At 46.4% G+C, this 16639-nt stretch carries 13 protein-coding genes and 1 pseudogene; 8 read left to right on the forward strand and 6 right to left on the reverse strand.

All coding sequences use genetic code 11. The features are described from left to right. From ACRC32_RS00670 to ACRC32_RS00690, 5 genes are all read left to right on the forward strand, one after another. The coding region (locus ACRC32_RS00670) for an efflux RND transporter permease subunit (protein ID WP_438552179.1) at positions 1-1803 on the forward strand (1803 nt) is incomplete at its 5' end. Between the two features lie 121 nt (positions 1804-1924). Continuing rightward, a complete protein-coding gene (locus ACRC32_RS00675; RefSeq protein ID WP_438552180.1) occupies positions 1925-2407 on the forward strand; it encodes a thiol-disulfide oxidoreductase DCC family protein in 483 nt (160 codons plus the stop codon). 75 nt (positions 2408-2482) lie between these two features. Beyond that, the gene (msrA, locus tag ACRC32_RS00680; RefSeq protein WP_438552181.1) at positions 2483-2950 is read left to right on the forward strand and encodes a peptide-methionine (S)-S-oxide reductase MsrA; all 468 of its coding nucleotides are present in this window, start codon (positions 2483-2485) and stop codon (positions 2948-2950) included. Positions 2951-3231: 281 nt separating this feature from the next. Further along, complete coding sequence (locus ACRC32_RS00685) at positions 3232-5346, forward strand: protein kinase domain-containing protein (RefSeq protein ID WP_438552182.1); 2115 nt, start codon at positions 3232-3234, stop codon at positions 5344-5346. A 91-nt stretch (positions 5347-5437) separates the two neighbouring features. Next, entirely contained in the window at positions 5438-6097 is a 660-nt protein-coding gene (locus tag ACRC32_RS00690; protein WP_438552183.1) for a glutathione S-transferase family protein, read from the forward strand. 54 nt (positions 6098-6151) lie between these two features. On the opposite strand, the gene ACRC32_RS00695 is transcribed toward ACRC32_RS00690, so the two are convergent. The 3 genes from ACRC32_RS00695 to yidD all read right to left on the reverse strand — a co-directional run bounded on the left by ACRC32_RS00695 (position 6152) and on the right by yidD (position 9119). After that, complete coding sequence (locus ACRC32_RS00695) at positions 6152-7015, reverse strand: transglutaminase family protein (RefSeq protein ID WP_438552196.1); 864 nt, start codon at positions 7013-7015, stop codon at positions 6152-6154. A 59-nt stretch (positions 7016-7074) separates the two neighbouring features. Then, a complete protein-coding gene (locus ACRC32_RS00700; RefSeq protein WP_438552184.1) occupies positions 7075-8724 on the reverse strand; it encodes an ABC1 kinase family protein in 1650 nt (549 codons plus the stop codon). 98 nt (positions 8725-8822) lie between these two features. Next, positions 8823-9119, reverse strand: coding sequence for a membrane protein insertion efficiency factor YidD (yidD, locus tag ACRC32_RS00705; RefSeq protein ID WP_438552185.1), 297 nt, complete (start codon positions 9117-9119; stop codon positions 8823-8825). Positions 9120-9190: 71 nt separating this feature from the next. Here yidD and ACRC32_RS00710 point away from each other — a divergent pair, with 71 nt between their 5' ends. Continuing rightward, positions 9191-9313 carry a hypothetical protein gene (locus tag ACRC32_RS00710; RefSeq protein ID WP_438552186.1) on the forward strand — a complete coding sequence of 41 codons (123 nt, stop codon included), beginning with the start codon at positions 9191-9193 and terminating at the stop codon, positions 9311-9313. Between the two features lie 26 nt (positions 9314-9339). Here the strand turns inward: ACRC32_RS00710 and ACRC32_RS00715 are convergent, their stop codons facing one another. Next, complete coding sequence (locus ACRC32_RS00715; protein ID WP_438552187.1) at positions 9340-10401, reverse strand: mannose-1-phosphate guanylyltransferase; 1062 nt, start codon at positions 10399-10401, stop codon at positions 9340-9342. A gap of 119 nt (positions 10402-10520) precedes the next feature. Between ACRC32_RS00715 and ACRC32_RS00720 the strand changes: the two genes are divergently transcribed. Further along, complete coding sequence (locus ACRC32_RS00720) at positions 10521-11903, forward strand: LCP family protein (RefSeq protein WP_438552188.1); 1383 nt, start codon at positions 10521-10523, stop codon at positions 11901-11903. Positions 11904-12016: 113 nt separating this feature from the next. Here the strand turns inward: ACRC32_RS00720 and ACRC32_RS00725 are convergent, their stop codons facing one another. Beyond that, positions 12017-14215, reverse strand: a complete 2199-nt coding sequence (locus ACRC32_RS00725) for a response regulator (RefSeq protein WP_438552189.1) — start codon at positions 14213-14215, stop codon at positions 12017-12019. 177 nt (positions 14216-14392) lie between these two features. Between ACRC32_RS00725 and ACRC32_RS00730 the strand changes: the two are divergent. Beyond that, a pseudogene (locus ACRC32_RS00730) lies at positions 14393-14845 on the forward strand (sensor histidine kinase); the annotation flags it as partial. On the opposite strand, the gene ribBA reads toward ACRC32_RS00730, so the two are convergent. Next, positions 14842-16518, reverse strand: coding sequence for a bifunctional 3,4-dihydroxy-2-butanone-4-phosphate synthase/GTP cyclohydrolase II (ribBA, locus tag ACRC32_RS00735; RefSeq protein WP_438552190.1), 1677 nt, complete (start codon positions 16516-16518; stop codon positions 14842-14844). The pseudogene ACRC32_RS00730 and the gene ribBA overlap by 4 nt on opposite strands. Positions 16519-16639: the final 121 nt, after the last annotated feature.

Consider the following 16639-nt stretch of genomic DNA (forward strand, 5'->3'; position numbering starts at 1 on the left):
TTTTTCCCTGGGACAACCGGACAGTTATACAGACAGTTTGCCTTGACGATCGCCTTTTCGATTACCGTATCGACGTTTAACGCCGTGACATTTACGCCGATGCTATCTGCATTGTTACTCAGGCGCGGGCAAGTCCCGAATAACTGGTTTTTTAATCGGATTAACTGGGCGATCGAGAAAACCCGAATAATTTACAGTCGTAGTATTTCTAAGCTCACCAGAGCCAAGGGAATTATTCTTGCCTTATTTGTAGTCGCATTAGGGTTTACTTATTGGCTCTACAATTTCATTCCCGCAGGCTTTATTCCCGATGAAGACCAAGGGGTGTTTATTACCGTCGTCCAAGCACCAGAGGGAGTATCGCTCAACTACACCGAAAAAGTTTTAGAAAAAGCCGAGGCAATTCTCAAGGAAGTGCCAGAAGTGCAGCAGATCTTTGCTGTCGGTGGTTTTAGCTTCAGCGGTGCGACACCGAATAACGGCTTGATTTTTACCACTCTTAAACCGTGGGCAGAGAGGCGGGGTGCAAACCAATCGTTACAAGCAATTATTGGCGGCTTTTTTCCCCAGCCTTCGGGTTTATTCCCGAAAATGTTGGGGATTCAGGAAGCTACTGTGATTCCGTTTAACTTTCCAGCCATTAATGGTGTGGGTAATTTTGGCGGTTTTGAGTTTCACCTCCAAGACAGGGCAAATTTAGGCTTTGACGCGATAGGTGCAGCCTTGGGTCAATTTATGGGTCGTGCCAATACTTATCCATCTCCCGAACGACGGCAACTGACTGGCTTGCGTCCTAATTTCAGCGCTAATACACCGCAAATTTCCGTAGAAGTCGATCGCGACAAAGCTAACGCGCTTGGGGTTCCGGTGGAAGATATTTTCGACACCCTGCAAGCCTTTCTCGGTTCTACCTACGTGAATGACTTCAACCAGTTTAATCGAGCGTATCGAGTTTACGTGCAGGCTGATACAGAGTTTCGTTCCAACCCAGAGGATATTAAGAAGTTATACGTGCGTTCGCGTAATATCCCTGAAGGAGCGCAAACGGGTGAAATGATTTCGTTAGGTAACTTAGTTACCGTGAAAGAAATTATCGCACCCTCAATTATCAACCACTACAATTTATCTCGCTCGGTGGAAATCAACGGTTCCCCTGCCCCAGGCGTGAGTTCGGGACAAGCTATTAAAGCGATGGATGCAGTGGCAAAAGAAACACTACCAAGAGGATTTGGCTATGAGTGGTCTGGACTTTCTTTAGAAGAAGTCGAGTCTGGCGGACAGGCAATTTTTATCTTTGGTTTGGGCGTAGTCTTCGTGTTTTTAACACTAGCAGCCCAGTACGAAAGCTTTGTCGATCCATTCATTATTCTGCTGACAGTACCATTAGCAATTCTCGGCGCTTTACTTGCCGTTCTCGTTCGAGGTGCAGCCAACGATATTTACACTCAAGTTGGGTTTGTGATGCTGATTGGGATGGCAAGTAAAAACTCAATTCTGATCGTCGAGTTTGCCAATCAACTGCGTGATGAGGGATTGAGTATTACCAAGTCAGCAGTTGAGGCGGCGAAGGAACGCTTGCGACCGATTTTGATGACAGCCTTCTCCACGGTTGCAGGTGGTATTCCGTTGATGATTGCTACGGGTCCTGGTGCGGCGGCGCGACAATCCTTGGGAACTGCAACTTTTGGCGGAATGTGCGTTGCAACTGTGTTGAGTCTATTCGTCATCCCCGTGCTGTATATCATTATCAAGTCAATCGAAACTCGCTTCTCTAAAAGAGCGCCCGTCGATCGCAGTTTCTAGCTATTAACTTTTATTAAGATAGTTAGTAGACAGTTACCAGTTATCACACAAAAAATCCGTATGTTGTTGGTCGCTGGTCACTGTCAAACTGGTCACTGATTTAATCGCGATCGCGCTATTTATGTCTTTATCAAACACCCAGCCTCACGCTACCCAAACCACTACACAGTCTCCATCATGGCAAATTAAGCTACTGTATGACAGCGAGTGTCCCTTGTGTATGCGTGAGGTCAATTTTTTGCGCAAACGAGATGCTAACCGAGGACTAGTCGAGTTTATAGACATTGCAGACGAAAATTACAACCCCGCAGCCAATGGTGGAGTTGACTTTGAAACGGCAATGGGGCGCATCCACGCTATTCTTCCTGACGGCACAATTGTCAAAAACGTAGAAGTTTTTCGCCGAGTTTACGAGATTTTAGGTATGGGTTGGATCTATGCTGCAACCAAATTGCCTATAGTTGGCGCGATCGTGGATCGCATCTACGGAATTTGGGCTGACTGGCGGTTGGCGCTGACGGGACGACCGGATCTGAAAACAATTGTGACCCAACGCCAACAAAAGACTGAGTGCGAAGCCGAGGGGCGCTGTTTTAAACAGTGACCAGTGACCAGTGACCAGTGACCAGTGACCAGTGACCAATTACCAGCCACACAAATGACAAATGACGAATGACCAATGACCAATAAAGCAACTTTTGGTGCTGGATGTTTTTGGGGGGTGGAAGCTGCTTTTCGCACCTGTCAAGGTGTTGTTTCCACTTCTGTTGGTTACATGGGCGGACACTTTGAGCATCCAAGCTATTTAGACGTACTATCTCGGATTACGGGACATGCTGAGGTGTGCCAAGTAGAGTACGATCCTGCGGTAGTCAGCTATGAGACACTACTCGACTTGTTCTGGAGAATCCACGATCCGACAAGTTTAAATCGACAAGGTGCAGACCGAGGAGAACAATATCGCTCGGTCATTTTCTATCACACACCCGCACAAGAACAAATAGCTAGGCAGTCAAAAGAACAGTTAGAGCGATCGCGCAAATATGAAAAGGCGATCGTGACCCAAATTCAACCCGCTGCAACTTACTGGCTGGCGGAAGAGTATCATCAGCAATATTTGACAAAAAAGCGCTCTAAATCGCTGTAGGCTGCGTCGTAATATTTAGCAACCACTCGCTGCTTTAAAATACATTTGAAGTTTAGCTACTATACATGTTTTCTTTCACTTCAAATGTATTCTATAAATATCTATACAAAATCTGTAATGCTAATAGTAGGGTTTGTAGTTAGTATATGCCCGTAGATTTGACTGTTTCGTGCATCCTCTGACATTTTCTACCAAATAGAGAATTGCAACGAATAAATACTGGGATTATAGGCTGATTGCTGAAGTGTTTTATACTTGTGTCATCTGGGTTGAAAACGGCTATGAGTATTGTATGTAGTAAAGGACACCAAGTTGCAGCAGGAGCAAGGTTCTGTTCTCAATGTGGTGAACTTTTGCAAATAGTACCATCCCAGCTATTAGGTACAATTCCGCTTGCAGAAAACGATGGCGAACCTTTGCAACCAGGAACTTACCTGCACGAGCGTTATATCATTCAACGACAGTTAGGACAAGGTGGATTTGGTAGAACCTACTTAGCAGAAGATATGGGGCGATTTCGCGAAAAATTCGTCATCAAAGAGTTTATGCCTTCGATGAGGAACACTACTGCCCTCAAGAAAGCAGAAGAATTATTTCAAAGAGAAGCAGCGATCCTGCACCAGCTCGAACATCCGCAAATTCCTCGATTCTGGCAGATTTTTCGGCAAGAGGGGCGAATTTTTTTAGTATTAGATTATGTTGCTGGACCAACATATAAGGATATTTTTGAGCATCGCTTAGAACAAGGTCAATGCTTTAGTGAAACAGAAATTTTAGAACTCTTACAAAACCTGTTACCAGTTCTTAGTTATCTTCACCGCCGAGGGGTAGTTCACCGAGATATCGCGCCTGATAACATCATCCTGCGTAGGGAAGATCGTCTGCCTGTATTAATTGATATGGGAGGGGTGAAACAGGTAGCAATTCAAATAGGCACGCAAATAGAAGCAGAGCAAAATCTTCCTGGTTCTGCTATCACTTGTGTAGGTAAAATTGGTTACTGTCCAGAGGAACAGCTTTATTTTGGCATAGTAGCTCCTCACAGCGATTTATATGCTCTAGCAATTACAGTCCTCGTATTGATGACGGGGAAAAAACCCCAGCAGTTGCTCGATCCAGATACACTGCAATGGTCGTGGGAGCAGGAATTAAAGCTGAGTCCACTGCTGACAAAAACTCTGAATCGGATGTTGGCACAAAAGCCTGCTAATCGTTTTCAATCAGCAGATGAGATTTTACAGGTTTTAAATCCCATTTTTCCCGTCGCTTCAGAAGAACATCCAGGGCAGTTAGCAATTCCTCAGACTACTCTATCTGGATTTCCACAATCATTAAGCACTCCCAAAACTTCCCCATCCCTGAATAGAGAGTCGCAGCAACCTCATTTTCTGAAACAATGGCGAGTCATTCCGAAGTCTGCCAAGTTTCTAGTTCCAGCACTTCTAGTCGTTGTTGGCGGACTAACCTATTTTTTTTGGAAGAATTACCCGACCTTACTACCACAGCCAGTACCAGCAGAACTTGCGGATACTTCTGGTTTGCAACTACGTAATTCAATGCAGGAGGTACAAAATGTACCATCGGGTCTGTTTAACTACGGTGGCGCTCACACTTTTGCCGCGCTGACGGCTGCTGGTATGAACGATGCGATCGCCAAATCCCACCCAGAATTTAATCTGCGCTACACCGAGCCTTTTAATGGCGAACCTGGTTCTGGTACGGGAATTAAAATGCTGATCGATGGTGAATTGGGCATTGCTCAGAGCGCTCGATCCTTGGAAGAAGATGACTACAACAAGGCTAAAGCCCGTGGATTGTCCTTAGAACAAATACCAGTGGCGATCGACGGGGTGATCTTCTATACTAATGTTTCTCTACCTGTAGCTGGGCTTTCCATAGACCAACTTCAAGCGATCTTCAGAGGCAAGGTGACTAACTGGCAGCAGGTAGGAGGACCAAACGTACCAATTGCACCTGTCGGACTCGATCCCAAAACTACCAGCGTTCTTAAGTTACTGCTAGGCGGTGACGGCAAAGATATCGGTTCTAACGTGCAGATCGTCCGCGATTACACCACAGCAATTCGTAAAGTTGCCGCAACATCGGGCGGAATTTCTTACGGTTCGGCTCCCATTTTTGCTAACCAAAAGTCAATTCGTCCGATCGCGTTAGCTAAAGCCAATACCAAACAGTACGTGCAACCTTTGACAGAAAATAAACAGGTGAATACACAAGCGTTTCTGGATGGCACTTACCCAATGACTCGCCGCCTATTTATCATTATCCGCCGCGATCGCTCAGTCGATGAAACGGCGGGAATCGCCTATACCAATATGTTGCTATCCAAAGAAGGTCAGGCGATCGTCAAGCAGAGTGGGTTCGTCCCCATTCGTTAAACTTATTTGTCATTTGTCATTTGTCATTTGTCACTGGTAAATACAAATGACAACATAAATGCACTGTATCATAAATTAAATCGATCGCCATATGACACAATTTACTTTAGTTATTGGCAATAAAAATTACTCTTCTTGGTCGCTACGTCCTTGGCTGGTTTTAAAACAAATTGGCGTAGATTTTGACGAAATCAGAATTCCGCTTGATACGCCACAATTTCGTCAAGAAATTTTTCGCTACAGCCCAACTGGAAAAGTGCCAGTTTTGCAACATGGTAATATTACAGTCTGGGAATCTTTAGCAATTTGTGAATATTTAGTCGAACAATTTCCCGCTGCCAATCTATTACCTACAGAATTAGCTGCTCGTGCTTTGGCGCGATCGATTAGTGCCGAAATGCACGCAGGTTTTCAAAATTTGCGCCAAAATATGCCCATGAATTGCCGCAGTCATTTTCCTGGTAAAGGTATGAAACCGGGCGTACAAGAAGATATCGATCGCATTACCACAATTTGGCGCGAATGCCGCGAGCAATTTGGTAATAATAACGGCGATCTGCTGTTCGGTCACTTTACAATTGCCGATGCCATGTTTGCCCCTGTTGTCTCCAGATTTATTACTTACGGAGTCAAATTAGATCCTATTTGTCAAGACTACGCCGAAGCAATCCGACATCTTCCCACAATGCAAGCCTGGATAACTGCGGCACAAGTCGAACCAGAACATCTAGAAAAATACGATAATCAGTGAACAGTTATCACTTATCAGTTACTAACAACAAATGACAAATGACAAATGACGCACCTACTGCGCGATCGCAGGTTGAATCGACAACTTGTAACTTAACTCGGACTGTGCGTTTCCTTTGTATCCACCTTTAACTGGTGCTGCACTGTGAGGAATGGCACTGGCAGCTACGGCAATGTGACCGTCAGCCACAGCTAACCCATGTGTAGGGTCGAAACCCCGCCAGCCTGCGCCTGGTAAGAACACCTCAGCCCAGGCGTGAAGATGGCGATCGTTGGCATCAGGATCGCCCTCTTGGTAGCCGCTGACAAAACGTGCTGCTAAACCCACAGCGCGACAAACTTCCATAAATAAGATTGCCGAGTCGCGACAAGAACCTAACTTTTCCGTCCAAGTAATACTTGGGGGTAAAGGTGCGCCTGTCTCGCGGATGATTTGCTGACAATTTTGATAAATTCGTTCGTTGAGTGCTGTTAAAAATCCTATCGTTTCCTCATTTTTGGCGTGATAAATTTCTTGTGCCAGTTGAATTGCAACTGGATCTATTCCTGCCATACTCCAATATCCTTGCAGATATGGTTGGAGTTGCGATCGCATCGAAGTTGGATAATCAATTGGTAATTTATTCGCCCACGGTTCCAACAGAAAATTAAACGGGTTGGTGCAGTGAGTTTCTACTTGCGATCGCGTTTGAATTTCTAATAATTCTGTAGTTTGCGAACCAAACCAAACTTTAATTACCGCATTGCCATCCAAATCGATTATTTGAGACTGACTCACGGGAGTTGGCAATATCTCCAGTTCAAAGTCCTGCAAAGTTTGCCATCCATCCGACCGAGGACGCAAGCGAATTGTGTGCGGCTCTAAAGTTATTGGTTGGCTGTAGGTGTAGATTGTTTTGTGTACGATTTGATATTGCATTAAGGCAGTGAGTCGTGAAGATTTGAAAGTTTGGTAGGCTCGTCTATCTTTAATCAAGCCTACCGCAAACGCCCCGATCGCAGGATACTAAAAATCAGCCACAATCCTAACAAACTTGCCACTGCAAATAGGACGCTACTGAGCCACGATAGCTGTGCTGTCTGGGCTTTGGAAGAAATAATTGCTGCGCCCATAATTAACGAACCAACTAATACGCTAAACGAGAGGCGGTTAGCAGAGTCATCAAGGGTACGACGTATGCTATCTAATCCCCGCACCGATAAATTCCATTGCAACGTCTCTGAGGTCACGCGGTCTAATAATAGTTCGATCTGGCGGGGAGATTGCAGCGAAAGACTTTTGATATCGAGGGCTGTTCGTAATAAAGATTCTACAGGGCGATTGCCTAATAACTGGCGACGAAACAAGTCTGTTAACAAAGGTTTGACTTCATCGAGAAAATTAATTTCTGGATTAAATTGACGTGCTAATCCTTCCAAATTGGCAAGGGTTTTCGCATACAAACCCATATTACTCGGCAAGCGGATTTTATTGTTACGGGCAACTTGCAGCAGTTCGTAAATAATTTGACTGAAATTGATTTGAGACAAATCTAAGTTATAGTATTTCCGCAACATGCGATCGTAATCATTTTCCAGCCGCGATAGAATTACGGGTTGAGCTGAATCTGACAATTGCAACGTCAACTGACTGCATCGTTGAGCGTCAATATCGACAATTGCCAACAACATTTCTACTAGAATTTGCTGGGTACGAGGATCGAGCTTGCCTACCATACCGCAATCTAACAGCGCAACGCGCCCATCTTTGAGATAGAAGATATTGCCTGGATGCGGGTCAGCATGGAAGAATCCATCAATATAAAGCTGTTGGAAAAAAGCACGAAATAGCAAAGTTGTAATTTCTTGCCGCTTGGTTTCTGAAGTTACACCATTACCATTACTTTCAGCAAAATTTGCTGATAATAAAGGCACTCCATCTAACCATTCCATCACTAATAATTTTTCTGTAGTGAAGTCCCAGAAAACTTCTGCTATCACTAATTGCTGCGGATCGAACCACCGACTAGCAGACAAATTGCGCCGCAACTGTTCGGCAAAATGAGCTTCTCGCGTGAAGTCTAGTTCTGCCTCTAATGCAGATGTGAATTCATTTGCTAAAGATTTAATTTCATAATTCTGACCGAACTCACTCCGCGCCACTAAATCGGCTACTCCTTGAATTAAGGAAATATCTTGAGCGACGATCGCATCAATCCCAGGACGCTGCACTTTGATAGCGACTTCTCGACCATCTGTCAACGTAGCACGATGGATTTGACCGATCGATCCAGCAGCAACAGCTTGAAAGTTAATTTTACTGAAAGTTTCTTCTAAAGGTTTTTTGAGTTGTTGGCGAATCGCAACTTCAATGTCTGCCCAAGGAACGGGTGGAACATCATCCTGTAGGGTTGACAGCTCATCAATATAAGAAGCAGGTAGGAGATCTGGGCGGGTAGACATGAGCTGCCCGAATTTAACATAAACGGGTCCCAAATCCACCAGAATTTTACGCAATACGGCTGGTGTCGGTAACTGAGGCTCGTCTGTTTTACCCCCAGTTAATAGCCGTCGCATATAGTCCCAGCCATTACGGAAAAGAATTTCAGCGATTTCTCTTTGACGAGAAGTATTTTGAGTTAAGAACACGAGGAGTTACGGGTTAGGGGTAAGGGAGACAAGGAGGACAAGCGAGACAAGGGGGACAAGGGAGAAGTTCTAGCCACTAGCCACTGCTCCCTGCTCCCTCATAATGGTATGCAACAAGGAATCACAATGCAGCGGAAGTCAGCAGGCGTTTTTTGAGATTTGAGAATTTGACTGGCACGGGAACAAGCCTGAAATCGTTGAGTTGAGAATTTTATGGCTGACAATAGACTCCGATTAGTCAGCATATGTTTGACATCACTAGAGCAAGATTGGCTCCCATACAAAATTCTGTGCGGGTAATCGAAGCCTTTACGAGGAGAAATAGATCTTTGATAAAACTCAATCGAGTTTAGGGCTACTGTTCTGGCGGCTCCATCCCACTGGCTTGTCAGCATAACTATTCATCTCGCTACCAACAGTCAACTTCTATCCTAAATAGCAACTTAACTCATCTGCCACAAGGGGAGTGGTCAGTTGTCAGTTGTCAGGGAGCAGGGAGCAGGGAGCAGGGAGCAGGGAGCAGGGAGCAGGGAGCAGGGAGCAGGGAGCAGGGAGCAGGGAGCAGGGAGCAGTGACCAGTGACCAGTGACCAGTGACCAGTGACCAATGACCTTTTTACAATAAATGACTAAATTTAGGATTATCCTGCAATAATTTCAAAACTTGTTTGATTTCTTGAGTGCGGTCTTTCTTGACGATGAGGGTAACGTTACGATCGCGCACGATGACAACATCTTCTAAACCAATAGTGACAACTACGTCTTCGTCATTTTCAGCATAAATCAAGGTTCCTGCGGTATCTAGTCCGACATGATGACCGACTTCAACGTTCGGGGTTTCTCCTTGGAGCAAACGGGCGATCGCATTCCAGTCGCCTAAATCGTCCCAACCAAAATCCGCTGGTAGCACGTAGGCGAGTTTGGTTTTCTCCATCAAGGCATAGTCAATGCTAATTTTGGGCAACTGCGAGTAAGCTGCTCTGCCTTGCTGTTTGAGGGGGATGAGGATGTCTGGAGCATGGGTATGCAGTTCTTTCAGTACCACCCCAGCTCGAAAGATAAACATGCCGCTATTCCAGCAAAATCGTCCCGTGGTGAGAAATTCTTCGGCTGTACGTAGGTCTGGTTTTTCGGTAAAGCGGTTGACGCGATAGACGGGTAGGTTACCATAAATTCCAGTCCGATCGCCTTGCTCGATATAACCGTAGCCAGTCGCCGGATAGCTGGGCTTAACTCCCAAGGTAGCGATCGCGTCTGTGGTGGCGGCTAATTGGGCAGCAGCTTGTAAAGTGTGATGAAACCCTAGCAAATCTCCAATCCAAGGATCGGCTGGGAAAAAACCGATGACAGCGTCTTCCCCGTAGCGTTGCGCTATTTCCAGCGTACTCCAAGCCACAGCTGGGGCTGTATCTCGTCCCTCTGGTTCTGCCAGAATGTTCTGGGCTGGCATCTGGGGGAGTTGTGCTGCTACTCCTTCAGCGAGTTGGCTTGATGTCACCACCCAGAGATTTTCCCAATTTCCTGCTAGGGGGAAGAGGCGATCGGCTGTCGCTTGCAGTAGACTTTTACCGCTACCATCTAAACTTAAAAACTGCTTCGGGCGATGCCTACGGCTGAGGGGCCAAAAACGTTCGCCTTTACCTCCAGCCAAAATCACAGGGATGAGAGAACCATTCATAAGTGTTTGCGTCAAAAATTGTTAAATTTGCTTTCGAGTTTACTTTGCTTTTGCTAAAGGCAATCGTAACTTATTAGATTACTATTTCTGTAGGGTTTGGCTTGGGGGAATAAGTTGCTGTGATTGGGGTACTAAAACGAGTCGATCGGCGGTTGAAACGACAACTGCAAGAAGTGGAGGTGAGGCGATCGCTGTCTGTCACTCGCCAGAATTTCTTGTCTTTTCGCCGTTGGTTGTGGTTTCAGATGACAAGAAACCGTCTCCTATTTTGGATTGGCGTGGTTAATTTGTCGATCTTGCTAGGGGCAATGGTGGCGCTGCTATTACCAATTTGGGGCAGTCGCACTTCTTCTGACTTGCTATCTAAAGACTCTCCGCAACCGCGTAGTACTTTCCTCCGCAATGGCTTGCCCTACAATCTCTCCCGTCCGGTAAATATTCTCGTTCTGGGTATCGAACCTCCTTCTAGCACCATCGGGTATAATCCTAAATCTGCGTCGGCAACTGGGACTAGCGATACAATGCTGTTAGTCCGCTTCAATCCCAATCGCCCAGCCATCAGGGTACTTTCAATTCCTAAAGATAGTCAAGTTGTCTTACCCAAGATCGGTCTAGATAAAATTTCTCGCGCTTATGCCTTGGGGGGCGCACCTTTAACAGCGCGGGTTGTCAGCCGCACGTTAAATAACGTCCCGATCGATCGCTACCTCAGCATTAACGCAGATGCTTTGCGGCAATTAGTAGATCGGATGGGAGGGATTGAGGTATTTGTCCCTCAACCCATGGCATACCAAGACCGGACGCAACGGTTGCAGATCGATCTAGAACAAGGCTGGCAAACTTTAAATGGGGAACAAGCAGAACAGTTTGCTCGTTTCCGTGCCTCAAACAAGGGAGATCTCGATCGCATCCAGCGCCAGCAGATGTTAATTGCAGCTTTGCGCGATCGCCTTACCAGTCCGGCAATACTACCCCAACTGCCCGAAATTACCAAAATTATGCAAACTGCGGTGGAAACCAATCTCAGTCCAGAAGAGCTGAGGGCGATCGTGCATTTTAGCGTCCAAATGAAGCCGGAACACTGGCAAATGCTCCTATTACCAGGAGATCTCAGCCCTTATAGTCAAGACCCCAGCAGCTATTGGCTCTATACTTCAGGTCAAGACCAGATTATGAGTCAGTACTTCGGTACTTCTACGCTTGGGGCTGCACCCAAATCCACACCGCTGACAAGCCTAAAAATTGCCGTGCAAAATGCTTCGGGCAGACCTAAATTGAGTCAAAAAGTCGTCAAATACCTCAAGCACAGAGGTTTTACAAACGTCTATGCCGTCTCCGATTGGTCAGATATTCAACGCCAGACTAATATCATCGCTCAAAAAGGCGATACCGAAGCAGCAACTAAAATTCAGCAAATCTTAGGTGTCGGCAATATTGAAGCCACTGCGATCGGCGATTTGGATTCTTCGCTCACAATCCGTATTGGTACAGACTGGCAGTGAGAACAAGTCATTGGTAAGTCGTATGTCGTATGTCGTAAGTCGTAAGTTAAAAGTGATTTACTAGTCACAAATGACCAACTACCAACTACCAACTACCAACTACCAACTACCAACTACCAATTATCAGATGTCCTACCTGTCTCTTGGATCAAATCTGTAACTACAGCAATCAGCGTGTCTGGATCGATGGGTTTAGGTAAATGACGTTGAAAGCCAGCCGCGATCGCCTGAGTTCGATCTTCAAGTCTGGCAAATCCTGTCAACGCGATCGCCGGAATCTGCCGTTGTGCTGTTGTTTTAGTTCTGAGCTGGCGGATCAACGCATATCCATCTTCTCCAGGCATTCCTATGTCACTGACTAGCAAATCTGGCTGAAAAGCTTCTAGGGCTTGCAAAGCTGCTTGTACTGAGCCAGCAGTATACGTCTTTGCACCGCTCGTTTGCAAAATCACTGCAATCACTTCACAGCTATCTGGTTCGTCATCAACAACCAACACGCGCAGGTTGTTGAGGGGTAATGGAGTAGTCAGGAGTGAGGAGTGAGGAGTGAGGAGTGAGGAGTGAGGAGTGAGAGATATTTTCTCCCCCAGCTCCCCTAGCTCTCTCCTCCCCGATTCCCCTGTACGAGCGGGTTTTGCGCAAAGATCGATCGACGTAAGCTGCGAATCTTTTGCTAAACCCGCCCCTACGACTCCCGACTCCCGACTCTCCATCAAAGGCAATAATACTGTAAACGTGGCTCCCTGCCCTTCTCCCAGACTCTCGACGGCTACCGTACCACCGTGCATTTCCACCAGATAGCGCACGATCGCCAAGCCAAGTCCTAGCCCCTTGTAGTTGCGGGTAGTCGAAGCATCAGCTTGCCGAAATAACTCGAATACATGAGGTAAAAACTCAGTCGCAATACCTTTACCAGTGTCGCTAACTGTAATTTGAGCGTAAGTTGGATTGGTAGTGAGTGGGGGTAAGCCATTCGCCCGTACAAGAAAGTCAGGGGACGCTGTACCTCCTGCGGTTGACTTCTCGCTCTCTGGAGCTACTGATAAACGCACTTCAACCCGCCCGCCAAATGGCGTGAATTTAATCGCATTTGTGAGTAAATTCCAGACAACTTGTTGTAACCGATTGGGATCGCCATAAACGAATCCTAGATCGCGATCGAGGAAGATCTGCAAATCGATCGATTTGGCTTGAGCGCTCAACTCAACTGTTTCGATCGCGGCTTGAATTGGGGTAGCTAAATTGAGTGGAATAAACTGTAGCTTTAATTTACCCTGCACGATGCGAGACACGTCGAGCAGATCTTCAATCAATTGAGTTTGTACCTGAGCGTTGCGCAAGATCGTACTAATTGCCCGCTGTAGCGTCGTTTCATCTCGTCGTCCCGATTCGAGAATTGTCGCCCAACCTAAAATTGCATTCAGTGGCGATCGCAACTCATGCGAAAGCACTGCCAAAAACTCATCCTTAACTCGGTTGGCGGTTTCAGCAGCATTACGGGCAACCTGTTCTAACTCAAATAGTCGCGCTTGCTCTTGTTCGAGTTGTTTACGTTGCGTAATATCCAAGGCAATACCAAACAGTCCTACTGGATTGCCCGAGCGATCGTAAATCGCCCGCCCTTTGTCTAAAACCCATGCAATCGAGCCATCTGGTTTGAAAATGCGAAATTCGCAGCTATAGGTTCCAGTTTTGAAGGCAGTTTGAATCCCGGCTTGAAATAGTTCCCGATCGTCGGGATGAACCAGATTCACGACTTGCTCGAACGATCCCACAACTTCGCCGCTGCCTAGTCCCGATAAATTACCTGCATTATCCAAACGGCGGACTTCTCCTGTTTGCAGATTCCAAGTATAGGCAGTGATATCAGCAGCTTCGAGCGCAAATCGTAAATTCGCTTCCGAAAGCTGCATTTGTTCGATCGCTTTGGCGCGTTCCTGCCGCAGGTTTTGCTTTTCTAGAGCTTCGCGCACGGCGATCGCCAGGTGATAGGGTTTTCCCTTACGGACGTAATCTGTCGCTCCTCGCTTCATAGCAGCAACGGCAACTTCTTCCGTGCCGCTATCGGTAAACATAATGACCGGACAATCGGGATACTTGGCTTTTACAGCATCTAAAACAGCCAGTCCATCGCTCCAATGCAGTTGGTGATCTGCGATCGCGAGATCGAATCTGCCTGCTGCTAAAGCGCGTTCAAACTCAGCCGCATCAATCGCCGTTTGAATTTCTATTTCGGCAAACTCGCGCCGAAGTTCGCGACTTTCGAGCTTGCGATCGCTAGGATTATCGTCTATCAACAGAATACGTAACATTCAATGTTTAAATATTTTTTAAAATTTCAGTATCTTTAGTAATATGAGATTATCCAAATTTTGTTAAAAAGATATCAATTTCAGTTACGCTTTTACGCAAGTTTTAACTATTGATTGTACACAACAAAATGTACGAAGTTTAGCAATCGGCATTGATATTTTTATTCAGCTTCCCACGACTTACGCGCGCCACTGCGGACGATCCAAGGATTCGCCCAAGCATTGCAAGAAGACTATAGCGATCGCCTTGATGACTTGGGTAAAGAATATCTCCAGTCAATTACCGCAGACGCAGTGCAGATGGATCGACTGATTGCCGAGTTACTAGCCTACAGCCAGCTGACGCGCACGAAAATTACCTTACAACCCGTCGCATTGATGACAACGATTGCATCTGCCCGCAAACAATTAGAAACAGACTTGCAGGAAAAGCAGGCAGAAATTACAGTCACAACACCTCTCCCGACTGTTTTAGCACATAGCCAGACCCTAACCCAAGCGATCGCCAATTTGCTCAGTAATGCCCTCAAGTTTATCAAACCAGAAAGCCGCCCGCAGGTTGAAATAAAATACCAGCTCATCCGATACCACCAACAGCAGTGGGCGCGTTTAATGACAAATGACAATTAACACCCAAAACAATAAATCTTCTGGGTTTCTAATTGGTCGAAGATTGCAGAAGGTGAGATGTCAGTACCAATGTTGTGTCGGTTTAATTGGACTTGCAGACCCGTAAGCGGATCGTGACCGGGAGCAACGAGGAATTCTAGTCGCTGGACGTAGGGTAAGGTCGAAATGCTATCGAGAATTTGAGCGATCGCTTTTAAATAGGGATGATTTGGTTGCTGATACCAATCTGGTGCAGCTAGTTCGGATTGATCTAAGCCAACGTGAAATGTTAGGGAAGGTTGACCGAACAGTGCTACTGCTAACGGTCGCGCCTCTTCCTGCAATAGCAAATCATGTGTCCTGACTATGTGCCGTAGCTTTTCTAACCGTTCGTAACGTTGCGTGACGGATAAAGATTCTTCTTGCCAGTGAATTGCCACAGCAACTAAGTATGTTTGTAAGAGCATATGCCCTAGCTTGCTGGCTTTGGTGGCAAGGTAGTTAGAGTTGTAATCGTTGGCTTCAATCAGCAACGGCACGCGATCGACGACTTCTAAACCGTATCCCTTCAATCCAGCAATTTTGCGGGGATTGTTGGTAATTAACCGAATTTGTTTCACGCCCAAATCGTTGAGAATTTGCGCTCCTACCCCGTAGTTGCGCAAGTCGGCAGGAAAGCCGAGGCGTTCGTTGGCTTCTACAGTGTCCAGTCCCATGTCTTGCAGGGAATACGCTTTCAGTTTATTGATCAAACCTATGCCTCTACCTTCTTGACGCAGGTAAACGACAACTCCCGCACCCGCATGTTCGATCGTTTTCAAAGCTGCTTGTAGTTGCATCCGACAGTCGCAGCGCAGGGAACCCAAAGCATCGCCCGTGAGACATTCTGAATGCATCCGCACCATCACGGGGCGATCGCGAAATTGAGCCGGATCGCCTTTAACAATTGCTACGTGTTCGGAGTTATCTACGCTGTTGCGATAAGCATAGATCTGAAATTCCCCGAAGGAAGTCGGTAATTGAGCAATGGTCTCGCGAGTCACAAATCGCTCGTTTTGCAAGCGATAGCTAATCAGATCGGCAATACTAATAATTTTCAGTTGGTGATGTTTGGCATATTCCATCAACTGATTCAACCGTGCCATTGAACCATCGGGGTTTTGGATTTCACAGATCACCCCCGCCGGATACAGCCCTGCTAATTGAGCTAAATCGATCGCTGCTTCTGTATGTCCGGCACGTTTGAGTACCCCACCAGTCCTGGCGCGGATGGGAAAAATATGACCGGGACGGCGCAGATCTGAGGGTTTAGTGGCGGGGTTGATCGCAACTTGAATCGTGCGGGCGCGATCTTCGGCAGAAATACCCGTTGTCACGCCTAAATGTGTCGCAGCATCGATACTTACCGTAAAAGCAGTTTGGTTGCTGTCGGTGTTATTGGTTACCATCAACGGTAGATCGAGTTCGTCCAAGCGATCGCCCGTCATTGCCAAACAGATTAATCCCCGCGCCTCCACTGCCATGAAATTGATCGTGTCTGGGGTCGCAAACTGAGCGGCACAAATGAGGTCGCCCTCATTCTCGCGATTTTCGTCATCCACTACAACAATAGAGCGTCCAGCTTTAAGGTCGGCGAGAGCGGCATCGATCGAGTCAAACACAAAAGATTGATTAGAAGCGTTCTGAGGCTGCACAAAAATACATCACAAACAAAATCTATCTCTGATTTTAGCCGCTTTAACTGGACTAGGGATAAAAGGAGATCTAACCATTTTCAATTAAATGAGAGCCGCGATTGGTAGGGGCGCACATCTG

Origin of the sequence: Chroococcidiopsis sp., assembly GCF_051657925.1 — a bacterium.
Classification (GTDB): domain Bacteria; phylum Cyanobacteriota; class Cyanobacteriia; order Cyanobacteriales; family Chroococcidiopsidaceae; genus Chroococcidiopsis.